The sequence below is a fragment of the Micromonospora fluostatini genome, from assembly GCF_050410825.1.
Taxonomy (GTDB): Bacteria; Actinomycetota; Actinomycetes; order Mycobacteriales; family Micromonosporaceae; genus Micromonospora; species Micromonospora rosaria.
In genome coordinates this window covers 1,132,227-1,155,735 of sequence record NZ_CP191251.1, presented here as the reverse complement: position 1 = coordinate 1,155,735, position 23,509 = coordinate 1,132,227, and the positions used below count along the sequence as shown (strand labels likewise).

Genomic DNA, 23,509 nt, shown 5'->3' with positions numbered 1-23,509 from the left:
GGCCGAGGGAGGATCATGAGCACCGAGACGACCGACCCGGTCGCCGTCGTCCTGTCCACTGCGCTGCACACGCTGCCGCAAGAGGGCCGCCGCTGGATCGACGGCCCCGTCACCCTGCGCCGCGAGTACAAGGCCTTCAGCCCTTACCTGGAGCAGTACCTGGACTGGCTGTCCGAGGTCGAGTCGACGATCGGCGACAGCAAGGAGACCGCGCAGCGGATCCGCATGCTGCACTACGGGCTCACCAATAAACAGCCGGAGTTCGACGTACTGCTCAACTCCCACCCGGGCTGGAGGTTCGCGCCGCTCATTCGAGAGCACGGAACGCAGGAAGCCCTCGACGGCCTGGTCAGCACCGGCTCGGTCAGCACCTGGAGCGATGGCCCCGACGGCCGGCTGCGCCCCGCGGTCGAGCTGTCCCACTTCTGGGTCTGCGCCGACAGGGCGCTCAACGGGCTGACGATCTACGGGATCGCCCTCGGCACTTACACTGATCCGTACGGGCTGTTCAGTTGGGTCGGCGACCTCGCCTCGTGGTGGATCGGGTACAACGAGGCCCGGCGCAAGGCCAAGAAAGCGGCCGGCGACGGGTGGGAGGAGCCCACCGATCCGGAGTCACTGGCGGTGCCGACCGCCTGGCTGGATGCCGCCGCCGGTCGGTGCGCCGTCGACGACATGCTCGGCGACATGGATGCCATCATTTTCATGCCCGAGATGGAAACGCTCGACCCGACGCTGCCCACCCCCCTGACCGACCTCTTGCGCCGCTACTACGGCCCCGGCACACCCGGCACCGGCGCCGACGGCACCCCGCCCGACCGGCGGGTGCTGCACTCCGACAACCGGTTCCACCTGTTCGTCCGGCGGTCGCAACCGGCGATCCCGCACTCCTACGACGAGACCACCGGCACGGTCACGCTGGACCCGCAGGCCGAGAGCGCGATCGCGGCGTCCGTGCGCAGTGCCGTCTCGGCGATGATGTGGTCCAAATTCAAGATCCCCTCCTCCGACCTGGACAGCGAGTGGGGCCTGGCGATGATGGACCTCGTCGTCGCGCGGTTCACCCGGTTCCTGCGCGACGGGCTGGCCAGTCACGGCTGGCACATCGGCTCGTGGCGGGTGAACCCGCAGGCGATCCACGGGTACGGCGGGGAGATGCTGCGCATCGGTGACAACGACGCCGAACACCGCTACGGTGGCGTGGTCCACGGCGACGTCCCACCCCGGACCGCCGTGCGCGACCTCCAGGAGCACCTGGCCGCGGTCGGCTTCTCGACCGCGCCGGACCCGTCCGGAAGCTTCGGCCCGCAGACGGCGTCGGCCCTGCGCGAGTTCCAGATCTCGGCACGGCTGGCCCAGGTGTACACCGTGTGGCGGGACCAGGCGGGCAACCCGGTGGGCCACGCCCGGGAGCTGGCAGTCCGCCGCTACCAGGGCCTGATCAACGGCTGCCTGACCCCCGACACGGCCACGGTGTTGGCCGCCTGGCTCACGCCGGTCAGGGGCGAGGCCCGGCGCACCCGCAACGCCGCCACCGTGGACGCGTACCGGATGCAGGGCACCGTGCCGGGTGAGGTCGTCACGGCGAACCTCTGGCACCCGGCCGACGGGACCGACCCGACCCTCGGCGTGTACGCCACCGACCACCTGGAGCGGTACCCGATCCCGGCGGCCCGGCGGCTGCCGGGCGGTCCCGGCCGGGTCGCGCTCGGGCGGTACGCCGCACCCGGCCCCGGCACCGGCGCACCCGGCGGTCCCGACGTGACCGGGGCCGCACTCTGGCCCGAGCTGGCGCTCACCCCGGCGTGGATCCCGCCGGAGTACGAGGACAACCCACCACCACCGCCGCTGCCGGAGGACCTGAGCACGTACCGGGTGATCCGGGCGGTGGCCGAGGCCGGCGGCGGGACGCACTTCGACGCGGTCGACGCCAGCGGCACAGACCTTCTGCGGCTGGGACCGCTGCGGTGGTCGCTCGGCGCCGACGGCTTCGGCGACCTGGCCGCCCTGCTCGCCTACTACCAGTTCCTCGATCCGGCCGGGTATCAGCGCGACCTCGGCCAGTACGGGATCTGGCCGGCGCAGCCGTGGTGGCCGGCTGACGCCTGGTCGACCGGTGAGGCCGGCCACCGCGCCCGCGAGGCGGGCCGGCTCGCCCTGTACGGGCTGCGCGACGCCGAGGGCCGGGTGCACCCGTACGACCTGCTGCCGCTGGGCCCCGCCGACGACCAGGTGCTCGACCACCTGCGGGGCTGGCACACGGTGCACCGCCTGGTGATGACCCTGCGCACCACCGACGGGCTGCGCCGGACGATGTGGCGGTTCGCCGTCCGGCGGATCGGCCGGCTGCGGCAGCGCAGTTGGCGCTACCCCGGCAGCAGCATCCCGACCGGTCCGGTGGTGCGCAACGGGTCCGACTCGTCCCGGGACGCCACCCTCGGCGAGGTCTTCACCAGCGAGCAGGCCGTGGCGGCGCTGCTGCGGTGGCACACCGCCGTACCGGAGCAGGTGCTGGGCGAGCACGGGGTCGAGGACGCGCTCCGGGCGGTCTTCGAGGCGGTGCACGGCCCCGGGCCACACCTGCTGGACCCGCGTACCGGCGCCGAGGCGGACGCGGCCCAGGCGGCCCTCACCGCCGCGCTCGTGGACCTGGCCCCGGCGTACCCACCGGGCTTCGGTGCCAGCGTGGCCGTGGCGGCGGGCGACGCCGGTCTCTCGCCGGTCGCCGGCTCGTTCCAACTCGCGCAGCTGTGGCCCCCGGAGGTCGACGAGTAGACGGCCCGCGCCTCGGGCGGGTCGACCGGACGGTGACCCGGTCCCGCCGCCCGGCCGGCATCCGGCCGGGCGGCGGGACCGGGCCGTTCCGTGCGCCGGCAACGGCCGGGTCGTGCACGTCACGCCGGGGCCGGCCCGCTCAGCGCCGGCCGAAGCCGTGTTCCCGGGCCCGCACGATGGCCTGGGCCCGGTCCCCGACACCGAGCTTGACCAGGATGTTCGACAGGTGGTTGCGGACGGTCTTCGGGCTGAGCGCGAGCCGGTGCGCGATGGCGGCGTTGCCCAGCCCCTGCGCCACGTGGTCGAGGATCTCCCGTTCCCGGTCGGTGAGCTGCGGGAAGGGCGTCGGATCGGCGCCCCGGGTGAAGAAGCCGACCGCCCGGGCACCGATCTCCGGGCCGAGCAGCAGCTCGCCGTTGGCCACCGCCCGGACGCCCCGTTCCACCTGCTGCGGGGCCGCGCCCTTGAGCAGGTACCCGGACGCGCCGGCCCGCAGCGCCCCGAACAGCGAGTCGTCGTCGTCGAACATCGTGACCACCAGCACCGCGACGTCGGGATGCCGGGCCCGGATCAGCCGGGTGGCCTCCACCCCGGAACGTTCGCCCAGGTGCAGGTCCATCAGGACGACGTCCGGCGCGTGGCTGGCGACCAGGTCCAGCGCCGAGTCGACGTCGACCGCCTCGCCGGCGCACTCGATGCCGGCCAGGGTGCCGAGCAGCGCGGTCATGCCGAGCCGGAACACCGGGTGGTCGTCCACGACGGCGACCCGGATCGGCCGCTCCGGCTGGTCCCGGCTCACCGGAGGCTCCCGGGCAGCAGCAGCCGGACACGGGTGCCCGGGCGTACCGGCCGGGTGTGGGCGGGACCGATGGTCAGGTCGGCGCTGATCCCCTCCGCCCGTTCCCGCATGGAGCGGGTGCCGACCCCCACGGCCGCCTCGGGCGGGATGCCCCTGCCCTCGTCCACCACACACACCTCCAGCCCGTCCGGCCCGTCCGTCACGTCGATCGTGCAGCGGTCCACATCGGCGTGCCGGTGCACGTTGCGGACCGCCTCGGCCACGATGCCGTACACCGCCGTCGCCACCGGCTCCGGGAGGTTCACCTCGGGTGACCGGATCCGCAGGAGCAGCCCGGCGTCGGCGTAGCGCTGCCGCAGCCGTTCCAGCGCCGGCCGCAGCGCCCCGTCGTCGAGCAGCGGGGGCAGCAGGTCGCGGGCGTTGTCCCGCACCGCCACGGTCTGCCGGTCGACCTCGGCGATCAGCCGCTCCAGCAGGTCGTCGACCGCCGCGACCGCCGGCACCTCCCGGTGCGGGCGGAGCATGTTGCGCCCGGCGGCGAGCCCCAGCGACACCCCGCTCAGCGCGGGTCCCAGGTCGTCGTGCAGGTCCCGGCGCAGCTTGCGGCGCTCCTCGTCACGGCCCCGGGCCAGTTGCAGCCGCGACCGCTCCAGGTCCTGCTGGGCGACCGCCAGTTCGGCGAGCGCGGCCAGCACCGGGGCCAGGTCGGCCAGCACCGACGCCGTCCGGCCGGCCACCCGCTCGCCGGTACGCGGCCACGCCCGCAGCACCCCCACCAGCCGGTCGCCGTTGACCAGGCGCACGGTCAGCGGCGCCGCGCGCCGCCCCGTCGGCCCGCCGGCCGGGCCCGCTGCGGTGGCCGGCGCGACCGGGGTCGAACCGCTCAGCCACTGCGCGGGCACGGACACCCCAGGGTCCCCGGTCACCGTGATCGTCACCGTCGCCAGCCGCAACGAGTCCGCGATCCCGTCGGCCACCGCGTCGAGCATCTGCATCCCTCCGTCGGCACTGCGTAACCGGTCGGCGACCTGGCGGATCAACGGCTGCCCGCCGTCGCCGTGCACCAGCCGGTCGACCCGGCGCTGCACCCACTGGCGCACCGGGTGGAACACCGCCGCCAGGGCCGCGGTCACCAGCACCTCGGGCAGCACCGAGATGGCCGGCCACAGCGCGCCCAGCGCCACCACCCCGAGGGTGTACGCGCCCATCAGCAGCCCGGTGGTCAGCGCCCACACCAGGGTCCACCGGACGGTGTGCGCCAGCGCCCACAGCCGCTGGCGCAGCACCAGCACCAGCACCGCCGCCGGGAGGAACGCCTGCGCGGCGAGCATCAGCAGCGGCGCGGCCGGGGCCGGGACACCGAGCGGCAGGACCGGGTGGAGGGCGGACGCCAGCAACGCCAGCGCGTGCAGCAGGGTGCCGACGGCGAGCCAGCCCAGGCCGTGCCGCTGCCACGGCGGCAGGGCCCGGCGGCGGGCCAGCACGCCGGCCACGGCGGCGAACCCGAGCAGCGCGAGGACCGGGGGCAGCCAGGCCCCGAGCGCCGCCCCCACCGCGTCGCGGGTCGGCCCGGTGAGCTGTGCCGGCCCCCACCCGGCCGGCAGGACCCAGTCGTGCGCCACGGTCGCAACGATCACCGGCACCGCGACGGCGGCTCCCACGGCGATCCGCGTCGACCGGTTCACCGGCCGCACCGGGAGCAGCCACGGCAGCACCACGACCAGGGCCGACCAGGCCGGCACCCCGGCCCCGGCGGACGGCACCTCCGGTGCCCACAGGTGCGGCCAGCGGTGGGCCGCCGTCGCCCACCCGACCGCCGCAGCCGAGCCGGCAGCGGCCACCCCGACCAGCGCCATGAGCCCGGCGGCCGGGTGCGACCGGCGCAGCAGGGTCAGCCAGGCGGCCAGCCCGTAGCTGGCGCCGACGGTCAGGTCGACCAGCCACCAGAGCGTCCCCGGTGGCCAGGGCGGTGCGGAGACCGTCCAGGCGACCGCCGCGCCGACGGTGAGCCCGCCGGTGACGGTGAGCGCCAGCCACGCCACGACCGGCCGAGCCCGGTCAGTGCCGGCCACCGCCATCGCGTCCTCCACCGCCGGGCCGCCGGCCGGCTCCGGTTCGGATCCGGTCGGGTCGATCTCGCCGCACGCATCATGCCTCACCCGTCCGCCTTCCCGGCACCGACGAACCGCCGCCCCGACACCACCGCGCGCCCACCCGGTCGCGCCGCCGCCACGCCGGCCGGCGGTGACCGCCGGCCGGGCCCGGCGACGGTCAGTAGGTCACCTGGACACCCATCTGCCGCCACGTCTGCGGGCCGACGACGCCGTCCACGGTGATCCCCCGGATGCCCTGGTACCACTGCACGCCCGACTCGGTCATCGCGTCGAACGACCCGGTCGCCGGCCCACACCGCCGCTCGCCGACGAAGCGCTGGACGAAGGCCACGTCCGCGCCGGTGCTGCCCCGACGCACGGTCCGCGACCCGGGCTTGCGGCCGGCCGACGGCGGGGCGGGCGCGGTCGCCGCCCGCAACGCGGCGAGGGTCCGGGGACCGACGACGCCGTCCACGGTGAGCCGCTGCGCCTTCTGGAAGTCGCGGACCCAGGCCTCGGTGCGGGAGCCGAAGTCACCGTCGACGGCGAGCTTCGCGCCGAGCCGGCCGGCGAGCGTCTGCAGTTCCCGCACGTCGCTGCCCGTACTGCCGCGGCGCAGCACCCGGTCGCCGAGCTTCGGGACGACCGCGTCGGCGATCCCCCAGCTCCGGGTGCTGTTCTCCAGCGCCCGGTCGTGGCTGACGCTGACGTGCAGGTGCTTGTCGTGCGGGTTGCTGCCGGTGTACCGGGCGGCGGCGAAGTTGCGGGTCCGGCTCCAGATGGTCCGGTCGAAGATGACGTACTGGGTCGACGGGTGGACGATGCACCGGCGGACCACCAGCATCGGGTCGATGCCGTCCCGGTCGATGTCCAGGGCGTTGACCGACCCGTCCGCGTCGGGGTTGTGGTCGGAACGGGTGCCCCGGTGCGCCGCGTCCCCGATCCAGCCGTCCGAGGTCCGGTCCCGCTTCGGCCAGCGCCGGTCGACCTCGTCCCGCAGCACCTTCAGCGTCGGCGCGAGGTGGTACGCGGCCCGCGCCCCCGCCGGGTCCTCCGCACCGACCTCCGGATCGGCCTGGTCCTCGCGGTCGAAGAGGTCGTAGTCGACCGCCTCGCCGATCCGGCTCTCCGGGTCCTCGTCCTCCAGCAGCGTGCCGGCCACGGGCACCTCGACAATGATGTCCACCGGGTCCTCCTCTCGACTCCGGCGGCGAGTCTGTGTCGCGCGGCGACCCAGGCACCAGGGACGGCTGTCCCGGGCGACCGGGACGGTGCCGGGCACGACCGGTGTGACACCACGCGGACCGGGCGGACCGGGCTGTCCGGGCGCGAGAAGTCCACCCTGCCGACGGCGGGGCCTTGCGGCGATCAACGACAATTGCCGGGTGACTCTCCGGGTTGTCTCCCGTCGTGTGCGTTACGCGGGGATCGGCGGGACGGCTGTCGTGGGCTCCTCCGTCGCCTCGGCGTTCTTCCTCGAACCCCAGGTCGTCAGCTCGGTCGGCGTCCTGCTGGGCGTCGCGGTCAGCGCGGTCAGCGCGGTCAGCGCGGTCGCGGGCTGGGCGCAGGTACGCCAGGTCCAGCCCGGCCCGGCCCAGAGCCCTGCCGTCGCGGGGTCGGCCGAGCAGTCGGTGGCGGCACCGGTCGGCAACGCGCCGGCGACGCTACGCGGACGCGACGCCGAGCTGTCCCGGCTGCGGGCCGCGCTGGCCCGGCCGTCGGGGCCGTTCCGGGTGCTGGCCGGCCTCGGCGGCGTCGGAAAGTCGGCGCTGGCGCTGGCCCTGCACACCCACGCGGCCCGCCGCCGTGGGCGGCCCGTCTGGTGGATCTCGGCCCGCACCCCGGAGACGTTCGTCGAGGGCCTCGTCTCCGTCGCGATCTCCCTCGGCGCCACGACCCCCGCCGACGCCGACGCCATCCGGGCGGGCACCGGACACGCCCGGGACCGGTTCTGGGAGCTGCTCGGTCGGGCCCGCCGTGGCTGGCTGCTGATCGTCGACGACGCCGACGACATCGGGGTGCTGGGCACCCTGGACGGCCGTGGCTGGCTGCGCCGGAGCCGGCGTGGGCTGATCGTGGTGACCAGCCGGGTCAGGAGCCGGCAGGTGTGGGGACGCGACGCCGAGATCATCGAGCTCGACCGGCTCGGGGCCGACGCCGGCGCCCAACTGCTGCTCGACCTGGCCAGGGCCGGCAGCGAGGCGCAGGCGCGCAGCCTCGCACGGCACCTGGGCGGGCTGCCGCTGGCGCTCAGGCTCGCCGGCAGCGCGCTCGCCTGGGAGTTCTCCCGTTGGGACTCGTTCCGCGCCTACCAGCAGGCCCTGGAGTCGGAGGACCTGGCCGACGTCCTCGACGGCGGGACGCCCACGGACCAACGCCAGGCCGTCACCGCGACGTTCGAGCTGTCCCTGGAGAGCCTGCGGCAGGCGGGCTTCCCGCAGGCCACGCCCCTGCTCCGGCTGCTCTCCTGCTTCGCGCCGGACCTACCGGTCCCGGTCGGTCTGCTGGCCTGCCCGGCGGTCCACGCGTTGCTCGACAGCCCTCCCGGGGACACCGCCGGGCAGCAGCACCTGCACGCCGCGCTGCGGGAGCTGGCCCGGCTGAGCCTGATCACCGAGGAACACCTGCACCACGACGGGGCGCCGACGAGCGCGGTGTCGCTGCATCCGCTGGTCAGCGAGACCAACCGCGGCCACCTGCGGCGCGCCGGTGACCCGTCCTCGGCGCGCACGCCGCACGAGGTCGCCGTCGAGACGGTCGCCGGCGCGCTCGGCCCCCTGCGGCCCGACGACAGCCGTACCTGGCCCCTGGCCGCGACGCTCGTCCCGCACGTCCGCCAGCTCCTGGCCACCAGCACGCCGTATCTCGGCGAGCGGCACGGCACCCTGCTGCTCGACGCCGCCGCCCGGCTCGTCGCCGCCGGGGCGTGGAGCGGGGACGCCACGACCAGCGAGCAGCTCGCCGCCGACGCGCTGGCCCGCACCGAGCCGCTCGGCGACCACGTCTCGCGCCTGGCCCTGCGGACCGAGCTGGCCTGGGCGAGGGGCCGCAACGGCCGCTGGGACGTCGCACACACCCTGTTGACCTCGGTGCTCGACGCCTGGACGGCCCAGCCCGAGCCGCCGCCGCAGGTCGTGCTGGACGTCCGTCACAAGCTCGCCTGGTCGGTCGGGATGACCGGGGACTGGGCGCGGGCCCGTGCCCAGCTCACCGCCGTGCGCGAGCAGCGTCGGAGCCTGCTCGGCGACAACCACCCGGACACGTTGCACACCCGCTGCTGTCTGTCCTGGGCGCTGTGGCGCACCGGGTTCCCGGACGAGGCCGAGGCCGGGTACCACGCGGTGATCGCGGACCGACGGGCGGTGCTCGGCGACGACCACGTCGAGGTCATCGACGCCTACCACTCACTGGCGGAAGGCTACGTGCTCGACGGCCGCCACGCGGAGGCGGAGGCGGTGTTGCGTCAGGTCATCGACGCCCGGGAGCGGCTCGTCGGCGCGGAGTACCCGGAGACGTTGGACAACCGGCCCCACTACTGGCTCGCCCGGGCCCTGCGGGGCCAGGGCCGCGACCGCGAGGCCACCAGGATCCTCACCCGCCTGCTGGAGCAGCAGTCCACCATGCTCGGCGCCGACCACCCGGCGACCGTCGCCACCCGGGACCTGCTGGCCGGCCCGGAGCCGGCCTCCTGATCGGAGCACCCCTGCCCGAGCGGGGTACGGACGCGCGGTGGTCGGCGTCCGGACGTCGGCGTGCCGGACCCGACCGCGCGACCCGGACGGCACGGGTGCGCAGGGTGGGCCGGCGCGCGGCCGGTCATCCGGCGGGGTGCGCCTCCGGTCCCCGGGGTGCGGGCACCGCCACGGCGTCGGTGGTCATCTTGGCCAGCACACGTTCGGCGGCGTGCCGGATGTGCACCTGTACGGCGGCGACCGCCGCCGCCACGTCACCGGTCACGCACGCGTCCAGGATGGCCTGGTGTTCCCGGACCCGCTCCTCGTGCTGCCCCGGCGGGGTGACCGTGGCGAACCGGTACCGCTCGCTGTTCTCCCAGACCGGCTCCAGGCCGCGCAGCAGCCAGCGCGACCCGGCGGCCCGGTAGATGGTGAAGTGGAACTCGGTGTGCGCGCGGCGGGCGGCCGGCGCGTCGCCGCGCGCCGAGGCGGCGACGTGCTCGGCGAGGGCCGCCGCGGCGCGCTGGGCGTCGGCCTCGGTGAAACGGGTCGCCGCCCGCTCCACCAGCGCGGTCTCCATGGCGATCCGGGCCTCGTGGGTGTCGATGGCGTCCTCGACGGTCAACGGCATGACCCAGGCGCCCTTGTGCTGCACCACCTCGACCAGACCGATCGCGGCCAGCCGGCGGATCGACTCACGGACGGGGCTCATGCTCATGCCGAGCAGGTCGGCCATCTCGGTGAGTCGCAGCGGGGTCCCGGCCGGCAGCCGGCCGGTGAGGATCGCCTCGTGCAGGATGGCGGTCGCCGAGTCGGCGAGGGTGCGGTGCTGCTGCCCGTCGGCCCCGGCGAGGCCGTCACCGCCGAGGTCACCCGGGGTGGACCCTTGCCGCGTTGCCGTCACGGTGTGCCTCCGGATCGAGGCGCACGGTCGTCGGATGATTCCGCCAACGCGCTCACACCCCCTGGAAATGGTATCAATCCCGGCCCTGTCCAGGGGTGCGGGACGTGTCCGTGTCGCCACGCCCGCACCCCTGTCACGGTCGTCAGTGCAGGTCGGTGAGCCGTACCCGGTTGCGCAGCTCACCGAGCCCGTCCACCCGGGTCACCACCAGGTCGCCGTCGGTGAGGAACACCTGCGGGTCCCGGGCGTTGCCGATGCCGCTGGGCGTGCCGGTGAGCAGCACGTCACCGGTCCGCAGGGTCATCCCCCAGCTCAGCTCGGCGATCAGGCGGGCGAACGGGAAGGCCATCTGCGCGGTCGAGGCGTCCTGCAACGGCACCCCGTTCACCTCGCACCGGATGCGCAGGGCCGCCGGGTCCGGTACCTCGTCCACCGTGGTCAGCCACGGCCCGAGCGGCATGGTGGCGTCGATGCTCTTGCCCTTGAGCCACTGCCCGCCGTGGGCACGTTGCAGGTCGCGCTGCGACACGTCGTTGGCGACGCAGAACGCCGCCACGTACGACATCGCGTCCGCCTCGCTCACCGACCGGCAGTCCGCCCCGATGACCAGGGCGACCTCCGCCTCGTAGTCCCACTTGGCCGACACCTGCGGGTCGTAGGCGATGTCGTCGTACGGGCCGACGACGGTGTCCGGGCCCTTGGTGAAGAAGGTGGGATGCTTGGGGCGTTCGGTCGGGTCCTGTCCCTCCCGTCGGCCCCGGGACTCCTCGAAGTGGTCCCAGTAGTTCCAGCCCGTGCAGAGGATGTCCCGGTTGAACCGGCGCAGCGGCGCGTCGAGCCGGACCTCGGCCAGCGGTACGGGGGTGACCCGCGCGGCGGCGTCGCGCACCGCGTCCAGCGCGGCGGCCCCGCCCCGGATCGCGTCGTCCAGGACGCCCGCCTCGGCGGGGAGCACCGCGATCGTGTCGCCGTCGACCACCCCGATGCGCCGGCCGGTGTCGGTGCGGACGCTGGCGATCCTCACCGGTCGTCCTGTCCGTCGTCGACCACCGCGATGGCGTTGATCTCGATGAGGTAGTCCTTGTTGACGAACTTGGAGACCTCCACCATGGTCGAGGCCGGCGGCTCGCCGGTGAAGTACTGCCGGCGTACCGCGTGGATGGCGTCGAAGTCCTCCATGTTGCGGACGTAGACGTCCACCCGGACGACGTCGTCCAGCGACCCGCCGGCGGCCGTCATCGCGGCGCGCAGGTTCTGGCAGACCTGGTGGGTCTGGGCGGTCACGTCACCGACGCCGGTGACCCCGCCGTCGCGGTTGCGGGCGGTCATGCCGGACACGAACACCATCCGGCCACGCGCCCGGACCTGGGTCGCCTGGGCGAAGTGGCCGTTCGGCGCGGCCAGCTCGGGGGAAACGATCTGCTGCTTGGGCATGGTGCTCTTCTCTTTCAGGTGTGGTGCTAGCGGGCGTCCGCCGGATCGGTGTACCACTGCGGCTGGGTCGGGTAGTGCGGCCCGTCGTAGATCTCCAGCAGCACGCTCTCCTCCTCGGCGAGGGTGGGGCCGTGCAGGCTGCCCTTCGGGTTCCAGTAGAAGGCGCCCGGGGTGAGGGTCAGCCCGGTCGGCACGTAGGTGTAGCGGCCGCTGAGGCAGAACATGAACTGGTTGGAGGCGTGCGAGTGGCGCAGCGGGATGCCGGCGCCCTTGCGGAACCGGATCAGCGAGATGGAGGCCTCGGTCTGCTCGTCGCGCCACAGGGCCTTGTGCGACAGGCCGGCCAGGGTCTTGTCCGCCCAGTCCAACTCGTCGGTCTGGAGCAGGATCTCCCGGAACCGGGCCAGCACCAGGCCGTCCGGGCCGGGCACCAGTTGCTCGCGGGAGCGTTCGGCCGCCTCGCCGCCGTAGGCCGACGGCTCGGAGAGGTTGTGGGCCCACTCCTGCGGGTCGACGCCGGCCGGCACCGGCGGGGCCGGCACCACCGCCGGCTGCTGCCCGCTCACCGGTCACCCCCGCCGGCCACCAGGTTCTCCCCCAGGCACTTGAGTTCCACGAGGCGGCTGCGGTACCGGCTGGTGCCGTGGTTGGTCAGCATGTGGATCTCGCCCGGCTCGCGGTAGACCACGCCGCCGACCTGCTCGTGCACCAGGCGCGGGTCGCCGCCGGCGAGGGCGTCGATCCGGTTGTCGGCGGCCTCCAGCGCGATCACCAGGTACGGGTTGAGGTGGTGGTGCCAGGGCTGCTGCTCGCCCGGCTCCAGGGTGATCTCCCAGACCCGCACCTGCTCGTTCTCGAAGACCACCTCCTGACCGACGGCGCCGAGGGGGACGGAGCTGCCGTCCGGGGCGGTCGCGTGACCGTACTCGCTCATCTGTTTCTCTCCTTCCGGGACGCAGGGTGTGGTCAGGCCGGGTCGCGCGGCGGCGGGCACCCGGTGATGCGCTGGTAGATCCCGCTGGCCGCGTCGCGGTCGGCGCCGGGATCGAAGGGTACGATCGCGGCGACGTGCCCGTCCGGGCGGATCAGCACCAGGGTGTCGTCCGGTACGGCGAACCGGCGCCGGACCCGGTCGCCCGGGTCGAACAGCGCCCGGTCCCGCAGCCCGGAGTCGTGCGGGGCGTCCCACCGGCTCACCACGTAGTGCCGCAGCGCGGGCGAGTCCTGCGGCGGCAGCACCGGGGCCCGGCGCGGGTCGGTGAAGTACAGCGCCACGAAGGCGTCGGCGGTCAGGTCGTGCAGGTGCACCCGGCCGGTGCGGCCGATCAGCGGCAGGTCGGGACTGCGCGCCCCGGCCAGCACCGGCAGCGGCTCGTCGCCCGCGGCGACCATGGACCAGTCGCCGGTGCCGTCGACGTCCAGGCGTACCCCGAGCATGCCGCGGGTGAAGGCGTTGCCCCAGTTGCCGGCGGTCATCACGCCCGGGTCGTCGGCCCGGCGGGCCATGTACGCCCGCGCCGCCGCGGCCATCGACGCGGAGCCCTTGGCGGCCACCGGCGCCTGCTCGACCTGGTACCCGTCGAGCAGTCCCGGCTCGGCCCAGCCGCGCAGCACCCAGGCCATCCGCCACGGCAGGTTGGAGGCGTCCAGCACACCGGTGTTCAGGCCCAGCGCCCACATCGGCGTGATCAGGTGCGCGGCGTCGCCGAGCAGGAAGACCCGCCCGTCCTGCCAGCGGTCGGCCACCCGCTGGTGGACGTGGTAGATGTTGGTGCCGATGATCTCCAGGGTTTCGGTGTCGCCGATGAACCGGCGGGCCTTGTCGGCCAGTTCCTCCCGGCTCGGCTCGTCCTGCCCCGCCTGCAGGGGGTACAGGAAGCGCCAGCAGTGCGGCTGACGCACCAGGATCATCCACTCCTGCGGGTCGCCGAAGTAGGCCAGGTACGGGTAGTCCCGGGGGTTCTCCACGTCCAGGTCGACCTTGAGGTCGACCAGCATGTACCGCTCCTGGTAGGTCTCGCCCTCGACCACCGCGCCGATCTGGTCCCGCACGGCGGACCGGCCGCCGTCGCAGGCGAGCAGGTACCGCACCGGCACGGTCCGTTCCCCGTCGGCGGTGTGCAGCCGGACGTCCACCCGGTCCGGGTGCTGGGTGAAGTCGAGCAGCCGGTGCCCCATGTGCAGCGCGCCGGGAACGGTGGCGTCGAGCCGCTCCCGCAGGATCGGCTCCAGTTCGTGCTGCGGGATGTTGATGACGAAGGGGAACCGGGTGTCCTCGGTCAGGTCGCCGGTGCGGACGCTGAGCGTCTGCCGGTTGGTGGCCCGGTCCAACTCGCCGATCTCGTCGATGCGCAGCGCCCCGGCCAGCACGTCGTCGAGGACGCCGTAGCGGTGCAGAACTTCCAGGGTGCGGGTGAGGACGGTGCCCGCCTTGGTGTCCCGGGAGAGGGTGTCGTCCTCCTCGAAGACGACCACCGGCACCCCGTAGTGGGCCAGCCCGAGTGCGGTGATCAGGCCGACGGGTCCGGCGCCGACCACGCCCACCGGCAACTGCTCGGTCGTGGTGCTCATGCTTCCTCGTTCCTCGGGTAGGCGCGGTCACGGGTCAGGGTGGATCCGGTCATGGTCGCGGCGGACGACAGCAGGAACAGCAGGGGGCCGACGACGTCCTCCGGCGTGCCGATGCCGGTGGTCCGGGCCCAGTGCTCCCGCTCCCCGCCGGTCGGGTTGGCCTGCTGGAACTGCGGGGTGTCCACCACGCCGGGGAAGACGGTGTTGACCCGGATGCGGTGCTCGGCGACCTCGGCGGCGAGCGACTTGGCGAAGGCGATCAGCGCGCCCTTGCTCGCCGCGTACGCCGACGCCTGCGCCCGGCCGGCGGTGGCCAGGCCCGAGGCGAAGACCAGGATGCTTCCCGACCGGCGGGCGATCATGTCCGGCAGGACCGCCTGCGCGCACCACACGACCCCGTCCAGGTTGACCGCGAGGGTGCGCCGCCACTCCTGCGGGTCCATGACGGAGACGTCGCTGCGGGGCTGCACCGCCGCGCCGGCCACCAGCGCGTCGATCCGGCCGTGGTCGGCGAGGACCCGGGCGACCGCGGCGCACACCGCGTCCCGGTCGGCGACGTCGACGTGGTGTGCGTGCACCCGCCCGCTGGGGTGCGGCGCGGCGGGTGCCACGTCGAACACCACGGCCGTGCCCCCGGCGTCGGCGTAGGCGTGGGCGAGGGCGGCGCCGATGCCGTTGGCACCGCCGGTGACCACGAGCACCTCACCGGTGGCGTCGAAACTGGCCTGCATGTCGTTCCTTCTCCTTCGTGTCCTGGCCGGCTTCCTCGTCGGGCCCCGGCCGGGTCCCTCGTCGGGCTCCCGGCCGGAGCCCTCGTCGGTTCCGGCCGGGTCAGCCGGCCCCGTCGGGGGCCGGCAGGGTCACCCCGAGCCCGGCGGCGACCCGGGTCAGGCCGGCGAGGACCGACGGCTGGAGCGCGACCCCGTCGCGCACCGCCCGGTCGTACCGGTCGGCCTCGATGTCACCGGGCAGGTGGACCCGGTCGGTGCCCGGAGCCAGTGTGGAGCCGTACACCTGGTGGGCCAGGTCGTCGACCCGGCGGGCGATGTCCTGCGCGTCCTCGGCGAACGTCTCGGCGTCCAGGGCCAGGAAGAAGTGCGCGCAGTCGTTGGGTATTGACACGTCGGCGTAGAGGCCCTGCACCCCCTGGCCGTACGCGCCGCCGGACAGCACACCGGTGAGCACGTCGATCATCAGGGCCAGACCGTATCCCTTGTGGGCGCCCGAGGGCAGCAGCAGCCCCCGGAGCGCGGCGGTCGGGTCGGTGGTGGGACGTCCCTGCGCGTCGGTCGCCCAGGTGGCGGGGATCTCCCGGCCCTCGCCGGCGGCCAGCCGGATCTTGCCGAGCGCGGCCTCGGAGAGCGCCACGTCGAGGATCACCGGTCGACCACCCGCACGGGGCACCCCCACGGCGATCGGGTTGTTGCCGACGACCGCCGACGCGCCGCCGGGCGCCGGCATCAGCGGACGGGTGTTGGCCGCCGCGATGCCGACGCACCCCTGGGTGGCGGCGAGGTCCACGTACCGGAAGGCGCCACCGAAGTGGAACGCCCGGCGGACGGTGACCACCCCGACGCCGTAGTGCTGCGCCTTCGCCACCGCCAGCCGCATCGCCTGGTCACCGGTGAGCTGTCCCAGCGCGTGCCCGGCGTCGAGCACCGCGATGGCGCCCCTGTCCCGGACCACCTCGGCGTGCTCGGCCCGGCTCACCGAGCCGGCGGTGATCCGGTCCACGTACATCGGCAGCAGCATCACCCCGTGCGAGGCGATGCCCCGCATGTCGGCGTCCACCAGGCTGCCGGCCACCAGGTAGGACGCGTGCCCGGAGAAGCCCAGGGCGCGGAAGACCGAGGCCACGGCGTCGGTGAGCCACCCGACGGAAACCCTCGACGCGCTCACGACCGGTCCGCCCACGGCACGAAGAACCGCTCGACGGCGGCGGTCAGGTAGAACAGCACGACGCTGAGCACGCCGAGGAGGATCATCGCGGCGAAGGCCAGCGCGGTGTCGGCGCTCGCCCCGGAGGCGACGATGACGTAGCCGAGCCCCTCGGTGGCGCCGACGAACTCGGCGATCACCGCGCCGATGACGGCGAGGGTGATGGCGAGCTTGAGGCCGACGAAGAGCTGCGGGACGGCGGCGGGCATCCGGATCATCCGGAAGGTCTGCCACCAGTTCATCTTCAGCGACCGGCCCAGTTCCACCAGGTCGGCCTGGGTGGAGCTGAGTCCGGCGGCGGTGGAGATGACGATCGGGAAGAAGCAGACCAGGAAGACCAGGAAGACCTTGGGGAACTGACCGAAGCCCATCCAGACCACCAGCAGCGGCGCGACGGCCACCTTCGGTACGGCGTTGAGCATCAGCAGCAGCGGGTAGACGGTCCGTTCCAGCATCCGGGAGGCGGTGACGACCAGGGCCAGCGGTACCCCGACCACGATGGCCAGCAGGAAGCCCAGCAGCGTCTCCCAGAGGGTGACCAGGGTGTTGTCCCACAGGTAGCCGGCGTCCTCGACCAGGGTCTGCGCGACCTCGATCGGGGACGGCAGGATGAAGCTCTCCACCTCGAAGACGACGGTGACCGCCCACCAGAGGGCGACCGCGCCGGCCAGGCCGAGCACGGGTGGGAGATGCTGCGACCACTGACCGATCCGGCGGGTGGTCTCCCGGCGGGGGTTGTCGCGGCGGGCGGGTGGGGCCTGGGTGACGGTCACCGGGCCATCTCCTCGGTCGTCATGAGCAGGTCGTGCAGTCGGGCCCGCAGCTCCCCCAGGGCGGCGGAGTGGCCGTCGTGGCCGAGCGACCGGGGGCGGGCGACGTCGACGTCGACGATCTGCCGCAACCGGCCCGGCCGCGGGCTGAGCACGACGACCCGGTCGGCCAGCAGCACGGCCTCGTCGACGGAGTGGGTCACGAAGAGCACCGTGGAGGCGTTCTTCATCTGGAGGCGTTGCAGCTCGACCGTCAGGTCGGCGCGGGTGAGCGCGTCGAGCGCGGAGAACGGCTCGTCCATCAGCAGGACCCGGGGCTGCTGGATGAGGGCCCGGCAGAGCGAGACCCGCTGCTGCATGCCGCCGGAGAGTTCGTGCGGCAGGCGCTTGTCGAAGCCGTTCAGCCCGACCAGGTCGAGGAGTTCGTGCGCGCGGGCCCGGGCGGCCCGGCGGTCCACCTTGAACACCTCCATGGGCAGCATGACGTTGTCGATGACCGACCGCCACGGCAGCAGGGCGGGCCGCTGGAACATGAACCCGATGTCCTGCCGGGGGCCCCGGATCGGGGTGCCGGCGACGGTGATCTCGCCCGAGGTGGCCGTCTGGAGACCGGCCACCAGCCGCAGCAGGCTGGACTTGCCGCACCCGGAGCGTCCGACGATCGCCACGAACTCGCCGTCGGCGACGTCCAGCGACACCTCCCGGAGGGCTTCCACGTCGCCCGCGCGGGTGCGGTACACCTGCGAAACGTTCCTAATTCCGATCATGTTCGCCTCTCGCGGTGCTCGCGGCCCTCGGGCCGTCCGCACCGCCGTCGTCGAGGGGGTCAGGGCGTGGTGATGTCGTAGGCACCAAGGTCGTCGGCGCTCGGCGTCGACTTGAGGGTGCCGGTGCCGGCCAGCAGCGTGATCATGCGCTCCATCCGCGCCCGGTCGAGCGTCCCGGCCGACCCGCCGTCACCGAGGACGTAGGGGCGCATCTCGGTGAGCTCGGCGGCGGCGACGGTCTCGTCGGCGGTACGGTCGTGCTTCTTGAGCAGCTGTGCGGCTTCCTCGGGGTGCTCCACCGCGTAGACCAGGCCCTTGATCAGCGCCTCGGTGAACTTCCCGACCTCGTCCCGGTCGCTGTCGAGCTTCGCGGCGGAGACCAGCAGGCCGTTGCCGTACAGGTCGGGCAGCTTGTCCGCGTACGGCAGCATGGTCACGGACTTGCCACCGGCCGCCTTCTCCAGCAACGGCTTGCCGGCGGCGAACTGACCGATCGCGTCCACCGAGCCGGCGGCGAGCAGTTGGGGCAGCGACTGGGGCGAGGACGGGACGAAGGTGACCGAGGCGGGGTCGATGCCGGCCGCCTTGGCGTACGCCGGGAAGATGATCATGTTGGTGGAGCCGGAGCTGTCCGCGATGTTGGTCCCGACCAGCTTCTCCGGGGAGTCGATCGCCTTGTCGAGGGAGGCGATCCCGGCCATCGACCGCTGGTGGATGGCGGCCACCGCGCGGACCGGGATGGCCTCGTTCGCCATCGTGGTGATGACGCCGGAGAGGTCGCCGGTGCCGTAGTCGGCCTGGCCCGACCCGATCAGCTTCATCACGTCGACGGTGCCGGTGCCGGGCTTGACGGTGACGTCGAGCCCCGCCTCCCGGAAGTAGCCCTTCTCCAGGGCGACGTAGACGTACGAGTCCCGACCGAACGTCCCGAAGGATGTCAGGTAGGTGACGGAGGTGCCGTCGGCGGCGTCCTCCGCCGCCGATCCACCACAGGCGGTGACGGTGAACGCGAGAGCCGATGCGGCGACAACTGCGACGAGACGGCGACGACCTGACATAAGACCTCCTCCATGAGCGGGTTTTATCAAATGTCAAATACGCCGAGTCGTCAAGGTCTCATTTCGGCATCGGCCACCGGCCGACCCTCCCGCCGAGGCCGCCACCCGCGAGGAGGCGCGCAAGCGCCACCGGTCCACGACCCCTGCCGGGGAGCGTGGACCGGTGGCGGGGAGCGTGGGCCGGTGGCGGGTGACCGGGCGCCCGGGGGCGGCGCCGACGGTGGCGGTCGGGTGCCGGGTCAGGCCCGGACGGGTGCCCGCCGGAGAAGCGACGGGCAGCCGGCGGTCGCCGGAGTCGTCGGCCGGGCCGCCCCGTGCCGGAGCCGGAGCCGGGTCACGAGGTCAGGCGGAAGGTGGCGTCGCTGCGGCCCTGGGCGTCGCCGATCGGGTCGAGCCGCAACAGGTAGTTGTCGTGCCGGAGGTAGCGGTCGGGGTAGTTGTACGACTGGAACGAGGTCCACGACGCACTGGCGAGTCCGGCGACCGGGCGGAAGGTGGCGTCGGCGGCGAAGGTGGCGGTGCCGTCGTGGGCTTCCAGCCGCAGGTCGAACCCGTAGTGGCGCAGGTAGTGGCCGGGGTAGTTGACCGACTGGAAGGACACGTGCCCGGATCCGTTCGCCAGGCCGGGGACGAGCCGGAACTGCGAGTCGGCCAGCGGGCTGACGTTCGCGTCGATCCGCACGTCGAAGTCGACGTGCCGCACGTACCGGTCCTGGTGGTTGTAGGACTGGATCCGGTTCGGCGCGGTGCTGCGCCAGCGGGCCAGGACGCGCTCCTGCTCCGCCCCGGTCAGGTTGAGGATCGCGCCGTGGCGCTTCTTCGTGCCGCCCAGGTGGTACGAGCCCGCCCCGGCGGTCCGGTAGCCGGCCGGGCTCGACGGGTTGGTCGTCAGCACCGGCAGGTAGCCGCGACCCGACGCGTACTGGTCCAGGTACAGCACCCACTCGTTGCGAGTGTTGATCTTCGTCCACATCGGGCCCTCCACCTGCGCGCCGGTCAGCCCGATGCCGGACAGGTTGCCCAGGTGGGTCCAGGTGCCGAGGAGCGAGTTGCTGCCCTCGATGGTGATCTGGCCGTCGCGGGAGGCACGGACGTACCGGTGGCTGCCGACCCCGGCGGGCAGTTCGACGATCTGCGTGTCGATGATGTCCTGGGCGCCGGCCCGGTCGATGTAGAGCTGCGGCGTGGTGATACTGCGGAAGTTGGTCGTGCGGGCGGCGTAGACGCGGTGCTTGAGGACACCGTTGACGGTGGCGTTGGTGGCCCAGTAGAGGTGGTAGTCGTTGCTGGCGGGGTTCCAGATCGCCTCCGGCGCCCACGCGTTGCGCCCGTCCGGGATGGCGCCGGCGACGTTGAGCAGCCATGGCGCCGACCAGGTGACCAGGTCGGTGGACTCCCACACCACGAGGTTGCGGCTGCCGTTGTACTGGGCGTCCTGCCAGTTCTGGCCGCAGCCGATGCACAGGTCGGTCGCGAGCAGCCAGTACCGGTCCCCGGCGGGTGACCGGACCAGCGCGGGGTCGCGGACCCCCCGGGTGCCCACCGTGGAGCGCAGGACGGGGCCTCCGTTGGCCAGGTCGGTCCAGGTCAGGCCGTCCGGACTGTGGGCCAGGTGGATCTGCTGGCCGGTGGCGGACTCGCCGGTGAAGTGGGCCATCAGGTAGCCGGTGAACGGGTCGAGGGCGAGCGCCCGGGTCGGCGCGGCCACCGACCACGAGGTGAGCAGCAGCAGGACGGTGGCGACCAGGGCGCCGCACCGGGTCACGGCTCGGGACATGCGCGTCTCCTAGCGGCGGGGCGGATCCGGCGGCGGGTGACGGGTGGCACCCCCACCAGCGCGTCGGGCCCGTTGCGGGTGTGTCAGGGACCACGGTAGTGACATAGTGAACTCTGTCAATGGCTTGCCCGGCGTCCGGCGGGCCCCACCACCGGCAGCCGCGCCGACGACAAGCTCAAGTAATGCTCAAGACCCAGGTCGGGTGATCCGTCGATGCGACGGATGCCCATACGCTCACCGCACCCGGCTCGCCTCCGCCTCCCACCACAGCGACCGTTCCTGGTCACCACATCCGCCGGGGCGAGCGCAGCACAACCGTCCTGACCGGACCGATCCCGGTCGGGCCCGCCCGCAGGTCCGACCACGGCATCAACCACAGGCCGCACACAGAAGGAGGGGAGCATGCGACGCACACGACTGCGCGCCACGCTTCTCGCGTTACCCGCCCTGATGGGCATCGTCCTCACGGCGACCACGCCGGCGGGGGCGGAACCCGCCGGGCCCCCGACCGCCGGATCGGACCGGTCCCCCCTCGAGGACGAGGATGCGGTACGCCACGTCCGCATCCAGATGACCGGCGGCGCCATGCTCGAGAAGGTGGTGGACGCCGGCATCGACGTCGGGCACGGCCTCCAGCGCGTGCCCGACGGCATCGAGGCCGAGGCGGTGGTGACCGCCGGGCAGGTAGCCACGCTCACCGCGATGGGCGTCCGGATCCTCGGCGCCGACGAGGGCTTCGAGTGGAGCCACGTGGCCGACGGTGGCCTGCGCAACACCAGCGCGCGGACCGCCCAGGCCACGGCCCAGCCGGCGAACACCGCCACCGCACGCATCGTGCGCGCCGACTGGTTCACCACCAAGGGCCAGGGCTTCCTCTACGTCGAGGCGCGCACCACCGAGGGGCAGCAGACCACGCCGATCGTGGGAATGCAGCTGGAGAACGACTCGGGTCGGGGTACCGAGTTCGGCTTCGCCCGGACGATGAGCCGCTTCGTCGACTCCGGGCAGTACATGTTCCACCGGAACCTGTTCAAGCTCGACACCCGCCCGAACAAGATCCGGGTCACCAGCTCGACCGGTGGCGTCGCCACCGGTGTCGTCTCCGACTGGCTGGAGAACGCGCCACCGCCGCTGACCTCGGCCCGGGGCTACAAGTCGGACTTCATCGACGGCTACAAGACCCCGCAGCAGCTCTTCGCCCGCGCCGAGGAGATCGCCCGGCAGTACCCGGACATCGCCGAGATCGTCTACCTGCCGCACGAGACCAACGGCTACCAGCGCAAGGCGCAGGCCACCATCGGTGGCACCGGGCAGTCCGCAGTCGTGGTCAGCTCGGCGGCCTGGGGCCACGAGGGCGGCAACGACATCACCGTCGAGTTCGCCAACCAGCCGGGGGCGAACCTCCCGCTGGCCGTCGAGGTGACCGGCAAGGCCGTCCGCGTCCTGCTCGCCACGGACGCCGCCGGCGCTGCCACGAGCACCGCCGCCGAGGTCGCGGCGGCCCTGCAGACGCAGTCCCAGGGGCTCATCGACCGGGCGCACCCGTACCGCACCAACACCGGCACCGGCGTCGTCGTGCCCACGGCCACCCCGGTCGCGCTGACCGACTTCCTCGACCAGAAGCGGGTCGGCGCCCCGGAGGGCGAGGTGCCGCGCGGCCCGGCCACCATCCCCGTGCTGCGGATCGGCAAGCACCGCGACGGCCGCAACCCCGGTGTGCTGATCCAGGCGCAGGACCACGCCCGCGAGTGGGTGCCGGCGACGACCACGCTGGAGACCGCCGAGCGGCTCGTGCAGAACTTCAAGACCGACCCGGAGACGAAGAGGATCGTCCGGAACACGGACATCTTTCTCATCCTCTCCAACAACCCGGACGGCGCGAACTACAGCTTCTACAACTTCGCCTCGCAGCGCCGGAACATGACCAACCACTGCCCGGACGCGAACGCCGATCCGGCCCGCCGCAACTCCTGGGGCGTGGACCTGAACCGGAACTACCGGGTCGGGTCGGGGCACGACGGCTACGCGGGCGCGTCGACGAGCTGCGTCAGCGACACCTTCCAGGGGCCGGAGAAGCTCTCCGAGCCCGAGTCGAAGAACGTCATCTGGCTGGTCGAGAAGTACTCGAACATCAAGTTCATGATGTCGGTGCACTCCAACGGCGGCCAGCTCTTCTGGCAGCCCGGCGCCTACATCGCGGACGGCCGGATCACCACGCCGCGCCCGCCGCTGGGTGACGAGGCGTTCTACTGGCAGTCGGCCGCCCGGATCCTGTCGCAGGTCAAGGCGCACCGGGAGACCGTGGTCACGCCGCAGAACGTCGGCGGCTCGTCGGACGTGCTGTACTCCTCCGCCGGTAACGTGCGGGAGGACCTGTACCACACCTACGGGATCTACTCGTTCGGCTGGGAGGTCGGCGGCTCGATCTACAACCCGGCCACCGGCAACTGGCAGGGCGGCTCGTTCCAGCCGCCGTGGGTCGGCGACCCGGCCCTCGTCAGCGGCCACGCCGAGACCATGGAGTACGCCAACGGGATCATGGAGATGTTCCGGGTCGCGGCGGACTGGGGCAAGGACAAGAAGAAGCCCAGCTCCACGCTCGTCCCCGGCGGTGGGACGTACGTCCGGCCGGTCGACGTCCGCTTCGAGACCAGCGAGCCGGCCACCATCTACTACACCACCGACGGCAGCCGGCCCACCCTTGAGTCGCCCCGCTACCAGGCGACCGAGTTCCGCGAGCCGGGGCAGGTGTTCCGGGTGACCGAGACGACGACGTTCAAGTGGTTCTCGGTCGACACCGCCGGCAACATCGAGCGCAACTACGACCCGACGAAGAACGACTCCCGCGACAACTACCGCTCGGCCACGGTCACCATCAAGAAGTGACGGCCGGTCCGTGACCACGGCCTCGTCGACGCGGGTGGCACCGCGTCGACGAGGCCGTGCCGC

At 73.3% G+C, this 23,509-nt stretch carries 18 protein-coding genes; 3 read left to right on the top strand and 15 right to left on the bottom strand.

Features of this window, described 5'->3' with window-relative positions; all coding sequences use genetic code 11:
* Positions 1 to 15 precede the first annotated feature (15 nt).
* Positions 16 to 2,775 (top strand): peptidoglycan-binding domain-containing protein, encoded by a 2,760-nt coding sequence (locus tag ACQUFX_RS05210; protein ID WP_428964878.1) that lies wholly within the window; start codon positions 16 to 18, stop codon positions 2,773 to 2,775.
* A gap of 139 nt (positions 2,776 to 2,914) precedes the next feature.
* Here the strand turns inward: ACQUFX_RS05210 and ACQUFX_RS05205 are convergent, their stop codons facing one another.
* From ACQUFX_RS05205 to ACQUFX_RS05195, 3 genes are all read right to left on the bottom strand, one after another.
* The gene (locus ACQUFX_RS05205; RefSeq protein WP_428964877.1) at positions 2,915 to 3,574 is read right to left on the bottom strand and encodes a response regulator transcription factor; all 660 of its coding nucleotides are present in this window, start codon (positions 3,572 to 3,574) and stop codon (positions 2,915 to 2,917) included.
* Positions 3,571 to 5,733: a sensor histidine kinase gene (locus tag ACQUFX_RS05200; RefSeq protein WP_428964876.1), complete on the bottom strand. Its 2,163-nt coding sequence runs from the start codon at positions 5,731 to 5,733 to the stop codon at positions 3,571 to 3,573. Before ACQUFX_RS05200 ends, ACQUFX_RS05205 begins: the two co-directional genes overlap by 4 nt.
* Before the next feature lie 112 nt (positions 5,734 to 5,845).
* Positions 5,846 to 6,853 (bottom strand): peptidoglycan-binding domain-containing protein, encoded by a 1,008-nt coding sequence (locus ACQUFX_RS05195; RefSeq protein ID WP_428964875.1) that lies wholly within the window; start codon positions 6,851 to 6,853, stop codon positions 5,846 to 5,848.
* Positions 6,854 to 7,112: 259 nt separating this feature from the next.
* Between ACQUFX_RS05195 and ACQUFX_RS05190 the strand changes: the two genes are divergently transcribed.
* Positions 7,113 to 9,359: a tetratricopeptide repeat protein gene (locus ACQUFX_RS05190; RefSeq protein WP_428964874.1), complete on the top strand. Its 2,247-nt coding sequence runs from the start codon at positions 7,113 to 7,115 to the stop codon at positions 9,357 to 9,359.
* A gap of 124 nt (positions 9,360 to 9,483) precedes the next feature.
* Here the strand turns inward: ACQUFX_RS05190 and ACQUFX_RS05185 are convergent, their stop codons facing one another.
* From ACQUFX_RS05185 to ACQUFX_RS05130, 12 genes are all read right to left on the bottom strand, one after another.
* The gene (locus ACQUFX_RS05185) at positions 9,484 to 10,245 is read right to left on the bottom strand and encodes a GntR family transcriptional regulator (protein WP_428964873.1); all 762 of its coding nucleotides are present in this window, start codon (positions 10,243 to 10,245) and stop codon (positions 9,484 to 9,486) included.
* A gap of 142 nt (positions 10,246 to 10,387) precedes the next feature.
* Positions 10,388 to 11,269 (bottom strand): fumarylacetoacetate hydrolase family protein, encoded by an 882-nt coding sequence (locus ACQUFX_RS05180; protein ID WP_428964872.1) that lies wholly within the window; start codon positions 11,267 to 11,269, stop codon positions 10,388 to 10,390.
* The gene (locus ACQUFX_RS05175) at positions 11,266 to 11,679 is read right to left on the bottom strand and encodes a RidA family protein (protein WP_067359299.1); all 414 of its coding nucleotides are present in this window, start codon (positions 11,677 to 11,679) and stop codon (positions 11,266 to 11,268) included. Before ACQUFX_RS05175 ends, ACQUFX_RS05180 begins: the two co-directional genes overlap by 4 nt.
* A gap of 26 nt (positions 11,680 to 11,705) precedes the next feature.
* On the bottom strand, positions 11,706 to 12,245 hold the full coding sequence (locus tag ACQUFX_RS05170) for a cupin domain-containing protein (RefSeq protein WP_428964871.1): 540 nt from the start codon (positions 12,243 to 12,245) through the stop codon (positions 11,706 to 11,708).
* On the bottom strand, positions 12,242 to 12,613 hold the full coding sequence (locus tag ACQUFX_RS05165; RefSeq protein WP_067359298.1) for a cupin domain-containing protein: 372 nt from the start codon (positions 12,611 to 12,613) through the stop codon (positions 12,242 to 12,244). Before ACQUFX_RS05165 ends, ACQUFX_RS05170 begins: the two co-directional genes overlap by 4 nt.
* 32 nt (positions 12,614 to 12,645) lie before the next feature.
* A complete protein-coding gene (locus tag ACQUFX_RS05160; RefSeq protein WP_428964870.1) occupies positions 12,646 to 14,250 on the bottom strand; it encodes an FAD-dependent monooxygenase in 1,605 nt (534 codons plus the stop codon).
* Entirely contained in the window at positions 14,247 to 14,981 is a 735-nt protein-coding gene (locus ACQUFX_RS05155; RefSeq protein ID WP_428964869.1) for an SDR family NAD(P)-dependent oxidoreductase, read from the bottom strand. The genes ACQUFX_RS05160 and ACQUFX_RS05155 overlap by 4 nt, the downstream gene beginning before the upstream one ends.
* 100 nt (positions 14,982 to 15,081) lie before the next feature.
* Positions 15,082 to 16,149, bottom strand: coding sequence for an Ldh family oxidoreductase (locus ACQUFX_RS05150; protein ID WP_428964868.1), 1,068 nt, complete (start codon positions 16,147 to 16,149; stop codon positions 15,082 to 15,084).
* Positions 16,146 to 16,961, bottom strand: coding sequence for an ABC transporter permease (locus ACQUFX_RS05145; RefSeq protein WP_428964867.1), 816 nt, complete (start codon positions 16,959 to 16,961; stop codon positions 16,146 to 16,148). Before ACQUFX_RS05145 ends, ACQUFX_RS05150 begins: the two co-directional genes overlap by 4 nt.
* Positions 16,958 to 17,725 (bottom strand): ABC transporter ATP-binding protein, encoded by a 768-nt coding sequence (locus ACQUFX_RS05140; RefSeq protein WP_428964866.1) that lies wholly within the window; start codon positions 17,723 to 17,725, stop codon positions 16,958 to 16,960. Before ACQUFX_RS05140 ends, ACQUFX_RS05145 begins: the two co-directional genes overlap by 4 nt.
* A gap of 59 nt (positions 17,726 to 17,784) precedes the next feature.
* On the bottom strand, positions 17,785 to 18,783 hold the full coding sequence (locus ACQUFX_RS05135; RefSeq protein WP_428964865.1) for an ABC transporter substrate-binding protein: 999 nt from the start codon (positions 18,781 to 18,783) through the stop codon (positions 17,785 to 17,787).
* Positions 18,784 to 19,117: 334 nt separating this feature from the next.
* Positions 19,118 to 20,560 (bottom strand): glycoside hydrolase family 43 protein, encoded by a 1,443-nt coding sequence (locus ACQUFX_RS05130; RefSeq protein WP_428964864.1) that lies wholly within the window; start codon positions 20,558 to 20,560, stop codon positions 19,118 to 19,120.
* Between the two features lie 402 nt (positions 20,561 to 20,962).
* Here ACQUFX_RS05130 and ACQUFX_RS05125 point away from each other — a divergent pair, with 402 nt between their 5' ends.
* Entirely contained in the window at positions 20,963 to 23,446 is a 2,484-nt protein-coding gene (locus ACQUFX_RS05125) for a M14 family zinc carboxypeptidase (protein ID WP_428964863.1), read from the top strand.
* The last annotated feature ends 63 nt before the right edge of the window (positions 23,447 to 23,509 follow it).